The sequence below is a fragment of the Brevibacillus laterosporus DSM 25 genome (assembly GCF_002706795.1).
GTDB classification, from domain to species: domain Bacteria; phylum Bacillota; class Bacilli; order Brevibacillales; family Brevibacillaceae; genus Brevibacillus_B; species Brevibacillus_B laterosporus.
Map to the genome: position 1 here is coordinate 1,633,789 of NZ_CP017705.1, position 19,231 is coordinate 1,653,019.

18 protein-coding genes and 1 riboswitch are annotated in these 19,231 nt (G+C 39.0%); of the genes, 8 read left to right on the plus strand and 10 right to left on the minus strand.

The window, feature by feature from the left end; genetic code table 11:
- Positions 1 to 93: 93 nt before the first annotated feature.
- Positions 94 to 1,488 (minus strand): sigma-54 interaction domain-containing protein, encoded by a 1,395-nt coding sequence (locus BrL25_RS07830; protein WP_018670299.1) that lies wholly within the window; start codon positions 1,486 to 1,488, stop codon positions 94 to 96.
- A 445-nt stretch (positions 1,489 to 1,933) separates the two neighbouring features.
- A riboswitch (cyclic di-AMP (ydaO/yuaA leader) is annotated at positions 1,934 to 2,099 on the plus strand.
- 5 nt (positions 2,100 to 2,104) lie between these two features.
- Between BrL25_RS07830 and BrL25_RS07835 the strand changes: the two genes are divergently transcribed.
- The 3 genes from BrL25_RS07835 (at position 2,105) to BrL25_RS07845 (ending at position 5,420) form a co-directional block, all read left to right on the plus strand.
- Positions 2,105 to 2,920 carry a CAP domain-containing protein gene (locus tag BrL25_RS07835; RefSeq protein ID WP_018670298.1) on the plus strand — a complete coding sequence of 272 codons (816 nt, stop codon included), beginning with the start codon at positions 2,105 to 2,107 and terminating at the stop codon, positions 2,918 to 2,920.
- Between the two features lie 190 nt (positions 2,921 to 3,110).
- Positions 3,111 to 3,953 carry a MerR family transcriptional regulator gene (locus tag BrL25_RS07840; protein WP_018670297.1) on the plus strand — a complete coding sequence of 281 codons (843 nt, stop codon included), beginning with the start codon at positions 3,111 to 3,113 and terminating at the stop codon, positions 3,951 to 3,953.
- A gap of 105 nt (positions 3,954 to 4,058) precedes the next feature.
- Positions 4,059 to 5,420, plus strand: a complete 1,362-nt coding sequence (locus BrL25_RS07845) for an MATE family efflux transporter (protein WP_018670296.1) — start codon at positions 4,059 to 4,061, stop codon at positions 5,418 to 5,420.
- A 154-nt stretch (positions 5,421 to 5,574) separates the two neighbouring features.
- Here BrL25_RS07845 and pgtP read toward each other — a convergent pair whose 3' ends face one another.
- Positions 5,575 to 6,942, minus strand: a complete 1,368-nt coding sequence (gene pgtP, locus BrL25_RS07850) for a phosphoglycerate transporter PgtP (protein WP_018670295.1) — start codon at positions 6,940 to 6,942, stop codon at positions 5,575 to 5,577.
- Positions 6,943 to 7,471: 529 nt separating this feature from the next.
- Between pgtP and BrL25_RS07855 the strand changes: the two genes are divergently transcribed.
- The 3 genes from BrL25_RS07855 to BrL25_RS07865 are packed head-to-tail and all read left to right on the plus strand — an operon-like array spanning position 7,472 to position 10,486.
- On the plus strand, positions 7,472 to 8,380 hold the full coding sequence (locus BrL25_RS07855; RefSeq protein ID WP_018670294.1) for a substrate-binding domain-containing protein: 909 nt from the start codon (positions 7,472 to 7,474) through the stop codon (positions 8,378 to 8,380).
- Between the two features lie 8 nt (positions 8,381 to 8,388).
- On the plus strand, positions 8,389 to 9,849 hold the full coding sequence (locus BrL25_RS07860) for a HAMP domain-containing sensor histidine kinase (protein ID WP_018670293.1): 1,461 nt from the start codon (positions 8,389 to 8,391) through the stop codon (positions 9,847 to 9,849).
- A complete protein-coding gene (locus BrL25_RS07865; RefSeq protein ID WP_018670292.1) occupies positions 9,818 to 10,486 on the plus strand; it encodes a response regulator in 669 nt (222 codons plus the stop codon). The genes BrL25_RS07860 and BrL25_RS07865 overlap by 32 nt, the downstream gene beginning before the upstream one ends.
- Positions 10,487 to 10,601: 115 nt before the next feature.
- Here the strand turns inward: BrL25_RS07865 and BrL25_RS07870 are convergent, their stop codons facing one another.
- Positions 10,602 to 12,185 (minus strand): MDR family MFS transporter, encoded by a 1,584-nt coding sequence (locus tag BrL25_RS07870; RefSeq protein WP_018670291.1) that lies wholly within the window; start codon positions 12,183 to 12,185, stop codon positions 10,602 to 10,604.
- A 199-nt stretch (positions 12,186 to 12,384) separates the two neighbouring features.
- Here BrL25_RS07870 and BrL25_RS07875 point away from each other — a divergent pair, with 199 nt between their 5' ends.
- The gene (locus BrL25_RS07875; protein WP_018670290.1) at positions 12,385 to 12,849 is read left to right on the plus strand and encodes a MarR family winged helix-turn-helix transcriptional regulator; all 465 of its coding nucleotides are present in this window, start codon (positions 12,385 to 12,387) and stop codon (positions 12,847 to 12,849) included.
- A 264-nt stretch (positions 12,850 to 13,113) separates the two neighbouring features.
- Here the strand turns inward: BrL25_RS07875 and BrL25_RS07880 are convergent, their stop codons facing one another.
- From BrL25_RS07880 to BrL25_RS24745, 7 genes are all read right to left on the minus strand, one after another.
- Positions 13,114 to 14,043, minus strand: a complete 930-nt coding sequence (locus BrL25_RS07880; RefSeq protein WP_018670289.1) for a hypothetical protein — start codon at positions 14,041 to 14,043, stop codon at positions 13,114 to 13,116.
- A 317-nt stretch (positions 14,044 to 14,360) separates the two neighbouring features.
- The gene (locus tag BrL25_RS07885) at positions 14,361 to 15,242 is read right to left on the minus strand and encodes an ROK family protein (RefSeq protein ID WP_018670288.1); all 882 of its coding nucleotides are present in this window, start codon (positions 15,240 to 15,242) and stop codon (positions 14,361 to 14,363) included.
- 47 nt (positions 15,243 to 15,289) lie between these two features.
- Complete coding sequence (locus BrL25_RS07890; RefSeq protein WP_018670287.1) at positions 15,290 to 15,688, minus strand: DMT family transporter; 399 nt, start codon at positions 15,686 to 15,688, stop codon at positions 15,290 to 15,292.
- Positions 15,685 to 16,275 carry a TetR/AcrR family transcriptional regulator gene (locus BrL25_RS07895; protein WP_018670286.1) on the minus strand — a complete coding sequence of 197 codons (591 nt, stop codon included), beginning with the start codon at positions 16,273 to 16,275 and terminating at the stop codon, positions 15,685 to 15,687. The genes BrL25_RS07890 and BrL25_RS07895 overlap by 4 nt, the downstream gene beginning before the upstream one ends.
- Before the next feature lie 354 nt (positions 16,276 to 16,629).
- Positions 16,630 to 17,040, minus strand: coding sequence for a disulfide oxidoreductase (locus tag BrL25_RS07900; protein ID WP_018670285.1), 411 nt, complete (start codon positions 17,038 to 17,040; stop codon positions 16,630 to 16,632).
- 3 nt (positions 17,041 to 17,043) lie between these two features.
- Entirely contained in the window at positions 17,044 to 17,778 is a 735-nt protein-coding gene (locus BrL25_RS07905) for a DsbA family protein (RefSeq protein ID WP_018670284.1), read from the minus strand.
- 45 nt (positions 17,779 to 17,823) lie between these two features.
- Positions 17,824 to 17,991 (minus strand): hypothetical protein, encoded by a 168-nt coding sequence (locus BrL25_RS24745; RefSeq protein ID WP_018670283.1) that lies wholly within the window; start codon positions 17,989 to 17,991, stop codon positions 17,824 to 17,826.
- Positions 17,992 to 18,415: 424 nt separating this feature from the next.
- Between BrL25_RS24745 and BrL25_RS07910 the strand changes: the two genes are divergently transcribed.
- Positions 18,416 to 19,144, plus strand: a complete 729-nt coding sequence (locus BrL25_RS07910) for a stalk domain-containing protein (RefSeq protein WP_018670282.1) — start codon at positions 18,416 to 18,418, stop codon at positions 19,142 to 19,144.
- Positions 19,145 to 19,231 lie beyond the last annotated feature (87 nt).

A 19,231-nucleotide genomic window follows, 5' to 3' on the forward strand; every position in this document is an offset into this window, starting at 1 on the left:
ACATAAAAGCTCTCCTCTTTATGAATCATTGGTTGTAAGCTGTACATATAAAAAAGTCCAAGATTCTGGACTCATTCCGGTATCTTGGACTTACTACTTCACTTGTTTTATTTGCCTGTCGATTAGCTTCTCCCACTTTTGATAGAAGCTTGATTTACTAATTCCGAGCAGTTTTGCTGCCTCTCGTTTATTTCCCCCAGCAAGTTGTACGGCCTGTTGCAACGCCTCTCGTTCAGCTTTTGCTAACCACTCCTTGAGGCTAGGAAAGCTACTCTGTAGCATGGGGCTTCCTGGTATGGATGTAGGTAACAGAATATGTTCGGCCCTAATCCACTTTCCCTCCATCATATGCATGGCACGCTCCAATACATTACGTAATTCTCTGACGTTGCCAGGCCAGCTGTGATAACGTAACAGCTCCCATACCTCTTCATCCATTCCTTTCACTACAATCCCGGTTGACTCCATCAACTGCTCACGTATAATCTCTACCAAATATGGTAAGTCTTCCAACCTATCCCGAAGCGGTGGTATTGTAAGGGTAACAACATGCAAACGATAAAATAAATCCTCGCGAAATTTGCCTGCTTTCATCAAAGCGATCATATCTTTATTAGTAGAAGCAATCACTCGTACATTTAGTGATAGTGGCCGACTCGCCCCAACTCGCTCTACTTCTTTTTCTTGTAAAATGCGTAAGATCTTGGCTTGTAGAGCTAGTGGCATATCCCCAATTTCATCTAAAAGGATTGTACCTCGATCTGCTAGTTCAAACTTACCTTTTTTTCCTTTGCGTAGAGCCCCTGTAAATGCTCCCTCTTCATATCCAAACAGCTCGGACTCCAATAAATTATCCGGGATAGCCGCACAATTTACACGAATAAATGGTCCCATCGCCCTCTGACTTGCCGCGTGAATAGCATGCGCAAACAATTCTTTTCCCGTGCCACTCTCTCCTGTAATCAGTACGGTTGTATCGCTGTTAGCAACCTTCATTGCCAGTTCCTTACATTTGTTCATTAAGTCGCTGGTGCTCACAATCTGTTCAAAACGATAGGTTGCTCTCAGCTTCCTCTGTAATTCACCTTTATAGTAATCTAATTCTTGTTTTAATTGATCTACAGTAGCAGACAAAGCGTGAAGCTGCCGCACATCCTGAAACATAACAGTTCCGAGTACAGCAATCATTTTCTCTTCCCGATAGATAGGGACACGGTTCGCTATCATCTCCCGGCCATTAATACGTTGAACCTCAGCCAGCTCTGCTATGCCAGTTTTGGCTACTACATGCATTCGCGTATTCTCAATAACCGTCGTAACATGCCTACCGATTGGGTCAGCTATGCCAATAAAATTCCGATATTTATGATTCATCATTAGAATAATCCCCTCTGGATCAGTCACCACTATACATTCATATGCTTTTTCAAATACATCCTCCAATAGTTCTAAATATTCCGACGATAAAACAGAATGGAATGCCATCATTCATCCCCCCTCCTAGAATGCAACAACTGATATTATCACATTTTTCTAACAACAACAAATATAAGTTTGTTTTCCTCTTGTATCCACCTCCCTCTTCCTACATTCTTATTATTTCTAGTTTCTTACTCTAAATTCTAACATCTAGTTGATTGTTGCATAGTCCAACTCGTGCAAATTACCCTTTTATAGGAGTAAAAAAATTTACAATTCCTTCTATTTTTCATCGTTTTATTTACTTCACTCCCCTCCTAAACTTAACAAATGTGCTTTTTTTCTTCCAACTTACCTGTTATCGCTGCCTCTATTTTCTATTATTTTGATCCAGCTTCATCCCTTTAGCCACTTGAACTCTTCCTAGTTCCTCCTTTTCTCATCAAATTTTAATAGGAATTTTTATCTACTTTTACCAATTATCTACCGCTTTTTCCTTGCTGGTAACTTTGTTATTCTGAGTTTGCCGAAACTTCCCAAGTCATGAGAAGTACGGGGGATGACTGATGGTGTATGGCTTATGCTAACCGCCTGGGGTGAATCGCACATGGATGCTGCGTAGGTTTGTATCCTCAATCCGAACCCGACAACTAACCTCGTAGGTAAAAAAAAGGAGCGATGAGAAGTGAAGAAAAAATGGATGTCTAAAACAGTATTTGCATTGGCAGTAGGAATGGCAGTAAGCGGTATCGCTACGTCTGCATTTGCTGCTTCTCCAGATTGCACGGTGAAAAAGTTACCGATCCAAAAAGGTACTGCTAACCTTGATCTGAATGCATTGCCTGATTTACTTAAACAGAAGCAAGGAAACTCTAAGGATTGTCTTCCTACCGATGTATTAAATAGCCTTTTAAATCAAAATTCGGATAAGGGAAAATCCATCGTCGATCAATTGAAAAACATTGAAGATTGCGACATTGAATTACCTTCTAAATCAAAGGGTAAAGACAGATGGGCTGACAAAGAGACTTCTAAAAAGGATTCCGATAAAGCTTCTGTAGACGAACAGAAAAAACCTTCCATCAAAGAGCCAGTAAAAGATAGCGATTCAAAAGAGAACGTATCTTCTGAAGCAAGCGCAATGGTGAACGAAGTAGTAGATATCGTAAACCAGGAGCGTGCAAAGGCTGGTCTGAAACCACTTAGCATGGATAAAGAACTATCTAAAATGGCAACAGACAAAGCAAAAGACATGGCACAAAACAATTATTTTGATCATGACAGCCCAACTTTCGGATCTCCATTCGACATGATGAAGCAGTATGACATTTCTTTCCGTACAGCTGGTGAAAACATCGCTGAGGGACAACGTTCTGCAGAAGAAGTTATGAAAGACTGGATGGGTAGCGACGGACACCGTAGAAACATTATGGATTCTTCCTTTACAAAAATCGGAGTAGGATACTATAACGGTTACTGGGTACAAGAATTCATCGGATAAACCACTTATTTCGGAATAGAGGATCAATAAAATCCCTATCCATGTTATCTCATAAAGACAGACGAAACTCCTCATTTCGTCTGTCTTTTTTTTATGCTTATAGGGCTTTATTGATTTTGTATAACTGGACAAGATAATGTATTACTAGGAAACAAAGGAGAAACCTGTGTCCAAACCGGAGGAATCTGTTATGAAAAATCGATTTACAATTGGCAAGATGGCTCGTATGCACCGGATCGCCGAATCAACGCTTCGCTATTATGATGAAAAAGGCATTTTTCAGCCTAAAAGTATTGATCAGAAAACACAATACCGTTACTACACAATTGATCAATTTTCTACTTTAACTTCTATTAAGTTTTTTCGCCATTTAGGTATTCCACTCCAAGAGATTAAAAGATTTATGGATGAACGTACCCCAGATCTAGCTTTGGACATCCTAGAAAAACAAAGAACATCGCTTAAACAAAAACAACAGGAAATCGCCTACATGCTAAATCGCTTGGAAAGTAAGATCACAACCATCAAACAAGGCGTAGATAAACCGGATGATTCCGTCGTATTTAAAGATTTACCGAAGCGCTATATTCACTCCATAGTCGTAGAAGCAGACCTCTCTGATGAAGAGTTTGAGTATCACCTTAATACATTACAAAGTGATCTTCAGCTTTTAGAGGTATCATTATTTGCTGGCGATATTGGTACTTCTGTGTCCAAATCCTCCATCCTAAAAGGGGAATATCAAGATTACAATAGTTTATTTATCATGATTGATGATCTTCCGGTTGATAAAGAGCGCTATGCCAGTATTCCAGCTGGTTTGTACGCATGTACCATGCATTATGGACCTTACGAACAGCTCGATCAGTCCTATGAACGCCTCCTTTCAGCAATCAGAAGGCGTAATTATGAGATTACTGATAAATCCTATGAGCTAGGCATTGTAGATTTATCTATCACCAGTGAATCCGATGAATTTGTTACTGAAATCCAAATTCCAATCCAACCCTCTACCTCCCTTATAACTGACTGATTTCAAATAAATTTATTGACTGACAAACAAAAAAATTTTTGCGCCCCCTTGAGCTTCAAGTAGCTTGAAGGTTTACAATAAGAGCTATCACAAGGAGGTCGTATTATGACAGACGCAGCAATTAAACTAAGGGAGACCCCCGTGCCAAAGCTATTCATCTCGTATCTCATCCCTTCTGTACTCGGCATGCTACTTATGTCGATTAATATTTTTGTGGATGGGGTATTTGTCAGTCGGGGGGTAGGGCCAGAAGGACTAGCTGGGGTAAACATCTCCGTACCCGCCTTTTCCATCTTCCTTTCTATCTCTCTTTGGATCGGAATGGGTGGAGCTACTCTCTATTCAGCTGCCTTGGGAAGAAATGAAGTAACACACGCTCGCCAGATTTTTACTCAATCTTTTACACTGGCAATTCTATTGGTTAGTCTAATAATGGTCGTTTGCTTAACAAATATTGAACAAATTGCCTATATTTTTGGAGCTGACAAGGCAATCTTGCCTTATGTACTTGATTATTTACGTGTGCTGTTAACTTTCGGGATGGTTTATGTATTAGAAAACATCTTGAGCATTTTTATCCGTAATGACGGAAACCCCAAGCTAGCAATGATGGGCCTAATTGTCACATCGGTCCTTAATATAATATTTAACTATATCTTTATTTTCATGATGGGGATGGGTGTAAAAGGGGCAGCCTATGCTACGATATTATCGGCTGCTATTGGTTTTTTAGTTCTACTTACTCACTTTTGTAAGAAAGGTAGCACATTGCGTTTTGTGGCCTTCCGATTTCAGCTAAAGGAAATTGGGCAAATAGTAAATATTGGCTTCCCTAGCTTTATTGCTGAGAGTACCATCGCGATCACTACATTGGCATACAACCTAGCTTTCATGAAATATCTGGGTGCACAGGGTGTTGCAGCATATGCCATCGTCAATTATATTCATGCCATGCTATTGCTATTGTTCATGGGGGTAGGGGCGGCTCTTCAACCAATTGCAAGCTTTCATTATGGCGCAAGATTAAGTGAACGATTGCGAGCTAGCTTACGTTTAACAGTAAAAACTGGTTGGATTTTTGGAGTAGCTGCCTTACTTTTTGGAGTTTTGTTTTCAAATGTATTTATCATGTTGTTTGACATTCAATCTAAAGAGTTGATTCAAATCACCGTGAACGGGATGAATCTATTTTTTGTCAACTATCTTTTCTTAGGATATAATCTGGTATATGGAGAGTACTTCCAAGCCATACAGAAGATACGTAAATCACTATGGATTATATTAACCCGTGGTGTCCTGCTGGTTATTCCTCTGTTGTTTATCCTACCTAAATGGTTCGGGGTAAATGGTATTTGGCTGGCAGTACCTATTGCAGAAGCCCTGACGGCATTAGGGGTTAGTATGTTGAATCGCAAAACACCACCAGTTCCACAATTCACAAAACAGGAAACAGAAGTTACTTTGTAAAAAAGCCAAAAAAGGTAGCGCTAGTAAGTGCTACCTTTTTTATATGCATTCAAGCTGTAGAGTGCATCTGGTGCTTTTGGTTCTGCTCTAGTGTTTTTCGTATGGGATATAAGCTTAAAGCCCGAACTCTCTTGTTCAGAATTCGGGCCATTTTTTATAATTCTGAGGCTTCCTGTTTCTTGTTGCGTTCTAGCTCTTTTGCCCCTAAATGGGTCAATATACAGAAAATAATGCAGCAGACAACAGCAGACAATAGTACATAGAAACCACCATTCCAGCCTACTTTGTCAACCATCACACCAAAGAGGGTAGTACCTAAAGATGCACCCAAGATATAGCTCATAAAGCCCCGTAAACCAACCGCGGAACCAACCGCAAAAGGTGGTACTACCTCCAGAGTTTGTACGGAAGCCAGAAATTGTGGAACGTAAATCAGACAACCAATTATCGCGGCAAAGACCGTAGTTGCAAATAAAGTACCACTTTGCCAGTAGCCAATTATACAGAAGAAAATTAACACCATAGCAATGATAGCTGGTGGCATGCGATATCCCTTGAAAAACTTGTCCGAAAGATAACCAACCAAGAGAGTGGACGGAATGGCTGCCCATTCAAAAAATAAAAAGGCAACGCTCATTTCTACTTTGGTGAAATGTTTTACATTCAACAGATAAATTGGCAACCAACTTATAATGCCAAAACGAACCATATATACAAAAACGTCTACAAAGGAAACAAACCATGCATTTTTATTGCATAATACATAATTTTTGAAGATTTGCCAGACAGTCATATCCTCTGGCGGTTTGGAATCAGCTCTTTGTTGCAAAGTCGAGTCCAGCTCATCCTTGATGATTTCGTTTAAAGGCGGCAATCCTTCGTTTACCGGGGAACCCTTTGTCAAGGCTAATACAACCATGGCAAAAACGATAGCAACCGCTGCCGGTACTTGGTAGCTTGCTGCTTGCCATTGGTCGGATCCAAGCATAGCAAAGCCGACGCCAACGATAGGTGCTACGATACCACCACCCAAATTATGCGATATATTCCAGATGGCGCCGACAAAACCTCTCTCCTTACGAGGAAACCAGTTTGCGATGGTAATAAAGCTAGGCCCTACTCCCATTCCCTGAAAAATACCGTTCAGTACAACGAGAGCGGCAAACATCCAGAATGCCGTCGTAAATCCCATCATTATATTGACCAGTCCGCACATAAGCAAACCAAGCGCCATATACCTTTTAGGATCTGCTTTATCCGCAAGACTGCTCATGAATCCCTTGCTAATTCCATACGCAATTAGCAGACAACTGCTTAACAGTCCAACTTCTGTAGCACTAAGGTGGAGTTGCTCTTTTAGATAAGGAGTAGATAATGCAAAGTTATTGCGGACAATATAATAAGCCATGTAACCAAAAAAAACACCAACTAATGATTGCAATCGGAAGAGCTTATAGGTTTTTTGAATATGTTCTGTCGCTATTTTTGTAGTATTGATCTTCGGCTTTAAAAATGAAATCATACCATCAACCTCAATTCTTAGCTGTTATGAATAGGACATAAATAGATAACCATCGTTTTTTGGTTTTTGTGCTAGTACACATAACCTTTCTTTAGCGAAAATATTTGTATTAATCTCTATAACCTTTACCTGTTTCAAGTTAGATGTGAATGAAAATTTCAGCTGATCACTGGATTTATGATAGTGCTTTCAAAAATGCTTAGCGTCATATTAACCTCCTTGTTTTTTATTATCGTGTAAATTTACGTTGTAAAAATATCAGCAAACATCTGATTTTTTTGTAAGATATTTTAGGAGGTCTTGTCAGAAATATTCCTATACGAGATGTACCGAAATTTGCTACAGATTTAAAAAAGCTTTCTTTACTTGATTACTCTAAAGATCATGTACACTATCCTGTAAATACTGGGGTATAGGTAGTCATAGAGGATGTGCTATACTTGGAGCACTACATGCAATCCAGAGATTACTACCCCCGAGTTGATTCGTTATTTTTGTTTGAAGTTCCCTATAAAGAATGGAGAAAAGCATGATAAGGACGCTGAGAATACTACTTATTATTTTGCTTACGTTACTTGCGTCAGGATGCCAGAACAAAAATTCAAATTATCAAATTGTTTTTTCTGAGTCTGATGTTACGCCCGTTACTTCCCAAAATAGCGAACCTTTCCCGATACGAGTGGCAATTTCAAGTGTACTATCGCCGAGTGATACGGTTATGTACTACAGAAAAATTGCAGATTATCTGGGTGAGAAACTCAATAGGCCAGCAATTCTTATTCAGCGCAAGAGTTACCATGAATTAAGCATGCTAATGATGAACGGTGGTGCTGACATAGCCTTGCTTTCATCGGGTGCGTATTTAACTTACAAACAAGTCGAGGGATTTGAAGCAATTGCAATGCAGGAGCGAATGGGAGTACCGTACTATTATGGTTATCTTGTTGTAAATCGTGACAGCAATATTATAGATATCAATAATTTAAGAGGAAAAAGTGTCGCCATTACCGATCCCACCAGTTATTCCAGTTATATTTTTGTAAGCGAAAAGTTAGCTGATTTTGGTGAAACTCCGGAGCATTTCTTTGGCAGCTATGTTTATACGTACAATCATGAAAACTCTCTGAAAGCAGTAATAGATAGGGTTGTTGATGCTGCTGCTGTGAATAGTTTGGTTTACGAACAAGCCAAACTAAAAAATCCTGAATTAGCAGATACGTTACAAATTATTGCTAAGTCAGAGCCAACAGGTACCAGTCCAGTGGTAATCAGTAGCAGTTTACCAGATGAAGAAAAGAAAATTATTAGAGAGAGTTTTTTAACCATTCACGAGCAAGAAACCATAAAACCAGCGTTGCAGGGTTTATGCATTGATCGATTTGTTCCTTTTGATCCGCAATTATATGACACCGCTTACAGTACAGGGTTTTATAAATGAGGTCACTTATGAGATGGATGAAAAAATTTCAGATAAACCAAAAGATATTTGGAACTATTATCGTTGCGCTACTCTTTCTTGCCTCAGTTTTAGGATGGATCATTTGGGATTCACTTACAAAAATGATGGGTGAAGAGCTTACGAAACGCGGAGTCAATATTGCGAATAATATTGCGGCATTGTCCTCTGACTACATTCTTACTGATGATCAATTTTCAATTCATCTCCTCATCTCCCAGGCACAAAAAGCGAATGAAGATGTTCGTTATATCTTGATAATCAATAGTAATAACAGTCTTGTAGGGCACACGTTCTCCAATCACATACCAAAGGGAATATTACCTTCACATACTCCTAATGGCTTAAATAGTCAACAAGTTGCCACACTAACTTCAGACGAAGGGAATATCCACGATATCCTCGTTCCCATAGAAGGAGGAGAGGTAGGATTTGTTCGCGTTGGCATGGAGGAAAAACAGGCAAAAACCTATATTTTCATTAAGATTGGTGAATTGATTTTAGCGACATTATTGGTTTGCATAGCAACTGCTGGAATCACTTATTATGTGACTCGCTTTATTACGAAACCGATTAATAGTTTGGTTGCTGTTGCAACAGGCATATCAGCTGGAAATTTGACTTTGAGGGCTAAAGTAACAAGTGAAGACGAAGTAGGGAAACTAGCGCAAGCTTTCAATGAAATGGCTGACAACTTAATTAACTCTAACACTGAGGTAGAAACACTATTGAAGGAACTTCAAGAAAAAGACAAGCTTCGAGACACGCTTATCTTGAAGCTGTTATCTGCTCAGGAGGATGAGAGAAAAAGAATTTCTCGTGAACTTCATGATGAAACAAGCCAAGCTCTTACTTCTCTGATGGTCACAATGCGTGTTTTGGCTAATGAAGCTAAAGATATCGAACAGCAGGAGTTGTTGAACTCCAGCCGAGAGATTGCGGCAAGTATTTTGCGAGAAATTAGAGATTTAGCGGTAGAATTAAGGCCACCCATTTTAGATGATATGGGTTTAATCCCGGCAATAAAGAAATATACTAGAAAGTTTGAAGAGAAATACGGTATTGCGGTTATCCTATTCGTCCCTAAAGATGAAATGATTATCGATAATCATGCTGCTGTAGCCTTGTATCGAATTCTTCAAGAAAGCCTAACTAATGTAGTCAAGCATACAGTAGCCACCCAGATTGTGATTAATATGAGCATCGTAGATCATGGTATACAATTGACGATCCATGATAACGGGCACGGTATCCAGCAGGAGGATTTTGAAAGGGCTCGCCAGCAAAATCGAATTGGAATATATGGTATGAAGGAAAGAGCCGAGTTGCTTGGCGGTTCTTTCTCTGTCAAAACTACGAATATCGGTGGGACCGAACTCATGGTGTCTATCCCGCTACCATTGGAAAAAGGGGGCAGTAATGGAACAGACAGTCCAAATCATGCTAGTTGATGACCACTCTTTACTGAGATCGGGCTTAAAACTGCTACTGCATAAGAAACCATCCTTAAAAGTTGTAGGTGAAGCTGCCGATGGAGTGGAAGCAATTCGGCTTTATGAAGATATAAGACCTCATATTTTAATACTCGACATCAGTATGCCACGCCTGGACGGAATTCAAGTTCTCAGAGAAATAAAAATGCGTCATGAACAAGCTAAAGTAATTGTACTTACAATGCATGAAGATGAAGACTACATAACATCTATCATGCATGCAGGGGCTTCAGGTTACGTTCCTAAGGCGGCAGTAGATGAAGAATTATATACAGCTATTGATACCGTTATGAACGGATATGTATACCTTCGGCCAAAAGAAACTCAGACATTGATTTCATCAATACTTAAAAGAACGCCGTCAGAAACCGATTCACGAAATCCTTACGTAATTTTAAGTCCCCGCGAACGTGAGGTCTTACGGTTTCTTGCAAGAGGATATTCTCTAGTTGAGACGGCTCAGGAATTAATGTTGAGTATCAAAACAGTTGATACTCATAAGACGAGAATTATGAATAAACTTAACGTTTCTAGAAAAAGGGAACTTGTTGAATATGCGATGAAATATAATCTTTTAAATGACGAACAAGCATAATACGTGGATGAGATGACCTGTACAGAAAATAAGCCGATCGCACCATCGCGATCAGCTTATTTTTATTTTTGCAGAATTTCATCATCATCTTCCGATAGTACCCGTATTGCTCCGGTTAGCTTTCTTGCTGTGATGTACCTTTATCGGCAGAACGGAGCGGTATTTCTTTGAGGAAGAAGACCAACACCAGTGCGACAACCAAGATCCCAGCCCCAGTAAAAAACACAGTTGACAGCGTATCGCTCAATACGGATCGGAGCATATCCATCATTTGTGCAAAATACAATTGAAGTCCTTCCGGCAACGTAGCTTCAATCATCTTTAATTTTGGTTGATCCAATAGAACTTGCGGATTTAGAAATGGTACCAGTTGTTCCGCTTGCTGTGGGTCTAATTGAGACAGATTCAGACCTTCTCCTGAAGCAATCGTTTCTTCCAACTTCCGCTTAAGTATGGAGTTCATGATAGAACCGAATACAGCGATCCCAATCGTTCCTCCTAAATTTCTAAACAAGGTTGCTGTAGCCGTTACCACACCCAGTTGGTTTAACGGAACTGCATTTTGAGCAGCTAATGTAAAGACTGGCATCCCTAATCCTAGTCCCAATCCAAACAAACACATACTCACCACAGCTAATGCAATACTGTTCATAAATCCCATCAGCAACATACCCAGGATCATGAAAAAGATACCGAAAATTGCATAGCGCTTGTATTTTCCTGATTTAGATATCCATCGACCAGCCATACTGCTCAGTATGACCATCATCAATGACATAGGCATATTAACAAATCCAGATTGGGTCGGACTTAAGCCCTTAACGCCCTGTACGAAAAAAGGCAAATATACCATAGCCCCCATCATTCCTGCATTCATAAGAAATCCAACAACGTTAGAATTGGTTACAATCCCGTTTTTAAAAAGGGACAATGGCAAAACGGGGCTTTTTACTTTGCGTTCAATCAGAATCAAAATGACAGCGAAGATTAGCGCTGCTATAAACAGTCCAATAATCTCTATGGAGTTCCATGAATATTTTGATCCTGCCCAAGAAAAGCCTAATAAAAGCGTAATAATGAAAAGAGACAAAAAGAGCGAACCCCAATAATCAATCGATTCAGATTGAACACGGGGTGTCTTTGGAAACATCCGTAAGATCATCATAAAAGCGACAATTCCAAGAGGCAAAAACGCCCAAAACAACCATTTCCAATCCATATTATCAATCATGATACCACCTAAGGTCGGTCCAACAACGCTGGAAAAACCGAAAATAGCCATCATGAGTCCTGTCCATTTCGCTCTTTCACGAGGCATAAATAAATCACCAACGGCCATTGTCGTGACGGACATCAAAACTCCACCACCTATGCCCTGAATTCCTCGATACACAATCATCTGAAAGATATTAGTGGATAAGCCGGTAAGAAAGGAACCCAACATGAAAATGACAATTCCAGTTAATAGGAACGGTTTTCGTCCGTAGATATCCGATAACTTACCAACCAAAATAGTAGCCACCGTAGAGGTTAGCATATAAACCGTGATGACCCATGAGTAATAATCCAAGCCGCCCAACATAGCGATAATCCTTGGCATAGCTGAACTGACAAGCGTTTGATTGATGGCCGCAAAAAACATCGATGCCATTAACGCGATCATTACAACAACTTTTTGTTTCTGTGATAAGTTCTCCATTCCATTCCCCTTTACTATTGTTTTAAAACTTATATCTTGATAAAATAATTAGGTAGGAAACCTAATGAATATTATAAGGCTGATTTTTATATTTTCAAGATTTATTTTGAGTTAATACCTTCATTATCATTCCCGAATATTGAAAGCTCTTGTGTTTGCTGTATTCGTTTACGATAAAATAACAATTGAGGTGGTAAAAATGAATGCAAATAGTTATGAGAATGTTACACAATTAAGAAGTCTGTTCTCACGTTTAGCAAAGTCAGACTGGCGAAAACAACAAACCAAATGGAACATTAAAGCAAGTGAAGTTCGTTTACTGCTGGCTGTAAAAGAAGGTAGTAAACAGGCGGACAGCGAAGGCATTACTGTTTCTGATATTAGTAAAATTTTGCAGGTCACTTCTCCAACCGTAACCCAAATGATTAATAATTTGATTAAAAATGATTATGTCAAACGTTCGGTCCATCCAACAGATCGAAGAATAGCTGAAATAACGTTATCTGAAAAGGGTAAACAAATTGCCAAAGAGGCCAGTGAACAGGCTACGAATATTTTTGAAGGGTTAATTGATTACTTGGGCAAGGAGCAGAGCGACCAGCTGGTGAATCTTTTAGAGCAATCATTTACTTACTTCGAACAAATAAATAAAGAACAGATATAAACTGACCCAGAAATAACTAGTTAAGTAAACAGACGTCCGACTCGCCAAATCGGACGTTTTTTTGTATACAGATATCTCCTAATAGGACAACAGCAAGTTGTTATCGTAGATAGTTGTCTAGGGATCTTGCTCTACCTGTTTTTTCTGCTATCAGCTACTTCACTTCTTCTCCCCTTGTACCTTGTACATACAGGTGGCTCCCTACTGTTTACTAGAGAGCCGTCTGTTAGCTTGACGGAATCAGCACTTATATACATACTTCAATTATTCAGCATTTGCTTCTAGGTGTTTTTTGTTTTGCATGTTTTCTAACAACTCATGTAGCAGTTTGTTCACTGTATCAGCATCATCCGCATCGGCTGCTACTTTAATCTGTTCCATGATATTTTCTTTGCCTTCACGAACAGCGTGCTTAAAGCCCAATTTTTCCATTTCTTCTTTTGCCTGTTCTTGAGTTAACGTACCATTTTTCATTTGTTCACGAATTTCATCTAATTTTTTCTTGGTTGCTTCATCCACTTCTACTTTCCCATATTTCGCATTACCTTTGTCAAAGCCTTTCACACCAAGCTTCTCATTAGCTTGTTCTTGAGTTAACGTACCGTTTTTTACTTGTTCACGAATTTCATCTAGCTTTGTCTTGGTTGCTTCATCCACTTCCACTTTCACATATTTCACATTGCCCTTGTCAAAGCCTTTCACACCAAGCTTCTCATTAGCTTGTTCTTGAGTTAACGTACCGTTCTTTACTTGTTCACGAATTTCATCTAGCTTTGTCTTGGTTGCTTCATCCACTTCCACTTTCCGAAATTCCACATTGCCTTTGTCAAAGCCTTTCACACCAAGCTTCTCATTAGCTTGTTCTTGAGTTAACGTACCGTTCTTTACTTGTTCACGAATTTCATCTAGCTTTTTCTTCGTTGCTTCATCCACTTCCACTTTCCCTTTTTCCTGCTGGTCAAATAGTTTCTGGAAATCGTCAGCTAGATCAGGATTGTATTTGTTGATAATCTTCATTAATTCCTGTTGATTGGTTTGTCTATTCTCAAGTGAGTCGTATCCGCCTTTTTGATGAAAGGTTCTCTCTACTTTCGTTTCATCTACATTTGTATTCGTTGCCGCAAAGGCCGCCGTTGGTGCAAAAACTGCTAGTGCTAACGCCCCAATCATCCATCTTGATGCTTTTTTATTCATTCAAATCAAACCCCTTCATAGTTAGTTTTACAAGAATAACTTCTTACAAGAACAATGTACTAACGGGGCATGTCAGGTGAATGTTCATCTTGAGGAAAAGTTGTGGGAAAGCTGAGGTAGACTATGGAAATGAGTTTTTCTTGTAAAAAAGCATAAATAGCTGGAGCGGTTGGAGCAACGTTGGTTTTACGTTTGATTGAGCAGTGCGATTACAAAGAAGGGTTGAGCAGTTTTCATTTGCTCAACCCTTTATACTTATTATCAGTATCATCTTCAAACACCTATCAGCTTCTATTCCTCCATAACTAAAATTACTTTTACCCCTGCACCAAGCTTCCCTTTGCTAATGCCAAAGCACCAGACACCCCTGCATTATCTCCAAGGGCTGGAGGAACAATGTAGGTTGATAAATCACCATAGAAATACTCATTTTCACTCACATAACCTTGTAATAGTTCGATCAATTGTCGACTCACTAGTGGATATAGTTGCTTTTGCTTCATAACCCCTCCACCTATGATAAGCCTTTTAGGAGCTAAGATAAGGACATAATTCATCAAAGCCTGCGCTAGATAATAGGCTTCTAATTCCCAAACCTCTGTGCTTGTTTGCAATTCTGTTCCCTGTTGATTCCACCGTTTCTCAATAGCTGGTCCAGATGCCATGCCTTCTAAACAGTTACCATGGTACGGACACACACCTGTAAATGAATCTGTATGATGTGGTTTTAACAAAATATGTCCCATCTCTGGGTGAGACATACCGTGTAAAAGCTTCCCTTCCACAATAGCTCCAACACCAATTCCAGTACCCACTGTCATATAGATGCAACTATCTAAGCCTTTAGCGGCTCCCCAAGTAGCTTCTCCCAATGCAGCAGCATTCACATCTGTATCAAAGGCAATTGGAACCGAAAAATGTTCTTTCATATGACCAAGAACATCATAATTTCTCCAAGCCAGCTTTGGTGTATTCATTACATACCCATAGGTATTACTACTCGTGTTTACATCTATCGGTCCAAACGAACCTATCCCAATTGCATCTAAGTTCTTTCGATGCAAAAAGGCAATAACCTGTTCCAATGTTTCTTTTGGCGTCGTGGTTGGAAAGCTAGTTCTCTCCAAAATATCACCATATTCATTCCCGATTGCACAAACAAACTTCGTTCCACCTGCTTCTACAGCTCCAAGTCTCATCTTTTGGTGCACTCCTTTGCAACCCGAATGTTTTTCCGATTGTTTACTTACCGGTACGAGCTACCCTTATTATTAGATGCTACCATTTCAGCTTCTTCACTGTGCTTTCCTTCTGCTGATCCACCATGGGAGTCTCCTTGCAAATTTAAAAGAACACACCCTCCAATGATCAATAGAATAGCAATTACCTTTTGTACGGATAGGCTATCTTTAAACCAGATAATTCCAATAGTCGCAATCAATGCGGTACCTATCCCTGACCAGATTGCATACACAACGCCAACCTCTAGCTTTTTTAAAGCTAGGCTTAACGAAGAAAAGCAAATCAGATAAAACACAAACATAAGAATGGTTGGCCATATCTTTGTTAATCCATTCGACAGCTTCATCATAGTCGTACCTGCAACTTCTAATAAAATAGCCACCCCTAAAAAGACCCAACTCATTTCGCTCTCTCCTCTCTATTTTCCGGCTCACTATCTTTATTTCTTACACCCTCCACCATAATATCCATGATGGCTTCCAGAGCCTCTTGCACTGTCATTTGCTGCTGTGTGAGCGGAGACTGATAGGTCATCTGTTGTAAGGAGCCTATAAACATCTGGATAAATACCTTTACATTCACAGGTCGAAATATCCCTTCTGCAATCCCTTCTTCCATAAACCTACTTATATTGTCCCATCCCTCATGCATGAGTGTGTTAAAAATCTGCCACTGATCAGGATAAAACCTCTTTAATTCTGCTAAAAATCGTAAATCAAACGTGATAAGCTCACTAGGGATGACCAAAAACAGTTGTTTTAGTTTTTCAATCGGTCCCAACTGCTTATTTTGTAGGATTTCTGTTTCTTTATCGAAATAATGCTGCATATCCTGCTGAATAATGTAGGCAAGCAGCTCTTCTTTGGATACAAAAATGCCATATAAAGTCTTGGTACTAATACCTGCATGCTGAGCAATGTTTGCCATTGTGAATTTGATACCATATTGTTTTATCTCTTCTTTCACACACATAGCAATGCGTTCTTGCATTGAAATCACCTCCTGGGGAACCAAGGAAAATATTTTATTTTTTATATTTTCCACTACTACTACTAAGTGTACAAGAAAAAATATGTATTGGCAATCCACTTTCACTCGTCCCCTTTGAAGCTACATCACCATTCCGGTACCTTTGATATTTCATATCCTCTTAGATAAAACGTGATTGAAAAGCTAGCTGGTTATGTAGCTTATCTGACATTTCGGCTTGGCAGACGAATCGATATACTGTTGCATAAACAAACAGAGTGTTGGAATTGACTCTTCCAACACTCTGTTTGTCTGTTTCTATTTTCAAATCGTTTTTGCATTTCATTTGATACTTCTATACTCACTTTTTCTACCTTACTCGACATCTGCCTCTCTTTTCACTACAAGCAGACAAATTGTAATCATCACAAAAGCAACTAATGCCAAGAAAGGTATTGTAATGAAGCCAAGCCAATTAATATACTCACCTGTGCACGGCACACCTTGGGTACAGAGGGCTGCCCCCTTCATAAATGGTACCTTCTGCACGCCATAGTGATAAGCTGAAGTGATCATTCCCACGATTGAAAGCGGCAATATGTATCTATAGATACTGGTATCATTACGATACACAGCTATCCCTAACAGGATTGTCAATGGGTACATCAAAATTCGCTGATACCAGCAAAGCGTACATGGTACAAAATGCATTACTTCACTAAAATAAAGACTCCCAATCGTTGCAATAAGTGCAGTAATCCAGGAAAATACTAACGACTTATTCATGCACTATTTCCCCTCTGTAGCAGGGGTAGCTGCTTCTTCTACAGCTTTTTTGAAGTCATCCATCGTACTTCCCTCAAATCGCTTCCCATTAATGTATAAGGTTGGCGTTCCCCTTACATCAAGCCTTTTTACAATAGCTAAATCTTTGTCAACAGCCGCTTGATATTTCTTAGCCGTAAAAGCCTGCATTACCTTTTCCGTTTGTTGTTGGTCAGCTATTTGGCTTATCAGATCTTTTAACATACCTTCTGTAAAATAATCCTGCCCTTCTAGCTTAAGATCTGCTGGTTGGTTTTTATACAATAAATCATGGAATTTCCAGAAAAAATCATTCCCTAATTCTCCATAAACAGTTTCAGCAAATAAAGCTGTACGATGAGAATCTACAGCAATAAATGGATCTTGCAAGAAATAAAACTGAGCTACTCCAGTCTCTACAAAATCCTTATCAATCTGTTTTACAAGCTCTTCATTAAATGTTTTGCAGGCTGGGCACTTATAGTCACCAAACTCAACAATTTTAACTTTGGCAGTCTCTTTCCCAAGATAAGGCTGCCCTTCATAGTCTGTAGCTTCCATCAATGCCAACTGCGTTGATTTTGGCATAAGGAAGAGATACGCTACCACTAAAACAGCTATGATTCCGATACTCCAAAAAATCCATTTTGAAGATGGATCAGATGCTTTACCTTTTTTACCTGATCCAGCTTTCATCTTTTTGTTGTGTTGCTGTTTCAACTTGACACCACCCATACTATTATTTATTTACTTACAAAAGTACAGTTATTTTCCATAGTAGTTGATATTGGGATTAATCGCAATGCTGTGATCTTCTCTAAAGTGGATATTTTTTGAACGAATTGTAATAGTACTTCTATTTTTGATTTTATTATTACCAGCAATCTTTTGGGGAGTATCTTCAGTATATTTTTTATATGTTTCGAATTGCAAGTCTATTATTCCTTATTTAAAACGGTAATGTTACCTTATTAAGCATCATGAAGTAATGATTAAATGGCTTTTCACACCATTTCCTCAAGTTTACATTAACTGAAACATTAGTAATTATTACCATTATATGCTTTGGATAGTTTTATCTTAACTAAGAAACTTTCCCAATATGAAAGCTTTTAACTAAAATATTGGAAAAAAATCAAACAAACTTAGCAGGAAAAAAGATGAAAATGGGTCGAGAGTATGACTTTTTTCTCTTGTAAAAAACCGTGATAAGCACTATTCTGATACTTAGCCGTATATTTCATAGGAATTCGAATGTAGGGAGAATTCCAAGCCAATTTGCCGTTTCAATATCAGGATAAAGTGTTTACAAATGAATATCAAAGACGAATTGATCCACTATCTGGAGGGGAATGACATGTTTAAAAAGAAAACACTACTTTTGCTGTCCTCAGCTTTGTTAATTGGGGCTTTGCCTGCTACAACTGATGCAGCTGTTGTGAAAAAAAATATTCAAGCTACTTATAACAATGTGAAAGTAAAGTATAACGGCTATGTAGTTAATACTGATACCGAACCATTCATCGTTAACGGGACTACATACATCCCACTACGCATGATGGCAGGCGTATTTAACAAGGATGTTTCTTGGGATCAATCTACCTTTACAGTAACTGTAGGAGACCGTGTAGACCCTAAAATCGCACAACTACAAGCTGAGCTTGCTAACAAGGACTCTAAAATCTCTACGTTAGAAAAAGACGTTACCTACTATAGAGATCAATTAAACAAAAAAGATACAGATAAAAAGAAAAAGAGCAAAAAAGATGATGTAGATGATCTGGAAGACGAGTTGAACGATGATTATGGTAAATGGAAAAAAATCGAATGGGATATTACCTTAAAAGGTGATGAGGATGATATCGATGTAACCATTAAAGTCGACCTCGATGATTACAAGAGTAAATATGAAGACCTAAGCGATTCAGAAATCAAAAAATTCATCAAGGATATCTGTGATGACATCTGGGATGAGTTTGACGATGCTGACATTGATGGAACCATCTATGATACTGATGGTAAAGATGATTTGTGGGAATTCAAAGGTAAAGGTAAAACCAATAAAGTTACCTACGACAAACAATAAGATTTTTTATTCACCTTCGTCCCGGAGACCTTCTCCGGGGCTTTTTTGTATCATGTTCACCTTATAAGCGAAAGCATTCCAAGCGGA

Excerpts from the sequence above, each read along its gene's own strand:
- BrL25_RS07830 (WP_018670299.1), bottom strand. The coding sequence starts at position 1,488 with ATGATGGCATTCCATTCTGTTTTATCGTCGGAATATTTAGAACTATTG.
- BrL25_RS07840 (WP_018670297.1), top strand. The coding sequence starts at position 3,111 with ATGAAAAATCGATTTACAATTGGCAAGATGGCTCGTATGCACCGGATC.
- BrL25_RS07845 (WP_018670296.1), top strand. The coding sequence starts at position 4,059 with ATGACAGACGCAGCAATTAAACTAAGGGAGACCCCCGTGCCAAAGCTA.
- pgtP (WP_018670295.1), bottom strand. The coding sequence starts at position 6,942 with ATGATTTCATTTTTAAAGCCGAAGATCAATACTACAAAAATAGCGACA.
- BrL25_RS07855 (WP_018670294.1), top strand. The coding sequence starts at position 7,472 with ATGATAAGGACGCTGAGAATACTACTTATTATTTTGCTTACGTTACTT.
- BrL25_RS07860 (WP_018670293.1), top strand. The coding sequence starts at position 8,389 with ATGAGATGGATGAAAAAATTTCAGATAAACCAAAAGATATTTGGAACT.
- BrL25_RS07865 (WP_018670292.1), top strand. The coding sequence starts at position 9,818 with ATGGAACAGACAGTCCAAATCATGCTAGTTGATGACCACTCTTTACTG.
- BrL25_RS07870 (WP_018670291.1), bottom strand. The coding sequence starts at position 12,185 with ATGGAGAACTTATCACAGAAACAAAAAGTTGTTGTAATGATCGCGTTA.
- BrL25_RS07875 (WP_018670290.1), top strand. The coding sequence starts at position 12,385 with ATGAATGCAAATAGTTATGAGAATGTTACACAATTAAGAAGTCTGTTC.
- BrL25_RS07880 (WP_018670289.1), bottom strand. The coding sequence starts at position 14,043 with ATGAATAAAAAAGCATCAAGATGGATGATTGGGGCGTTAGCACTAGCA.
- BrL25_RS07885 (WP_018670288.1), bottom strand. The coding sequence starts at position 15,242 with ATGAGACTTGGAGCTGTAGAAGCAGGTGGAACGAAGTTTGTTTGTGCA.
- BrL25_RS07890 (WP_018670287.1), bottom strand. The coding sequence starts at position 15,688 with ATGAGTTGGGTCTTTTTAGGGGTGGCTATTTTATTAGAAGTTGCAGGT.
- BrL25_RS07895 (WP_018670286.1), bottom strand. The coding sequence starts at position 16,275 with ATGCAAGAACGCATTGCTATGTGTGTGAAAGAAGAGATAAAACAATAT.
- BrL25_RS07900 (WP_018670285.1), bottom strand. The coding sequence starts at position 17,040 with ATGAATAAGTCGTTAGTATTTTCCTGGATTACTGCACTTATTGCAACG.
- BrL25_RS07910 (WP_018670282.1), top strand. The coding sequence starts at position 18,416 with ATGTTTAAAAAGAAAACACTACTTTTGCTGTCCTCAGCTTTGTTAATT.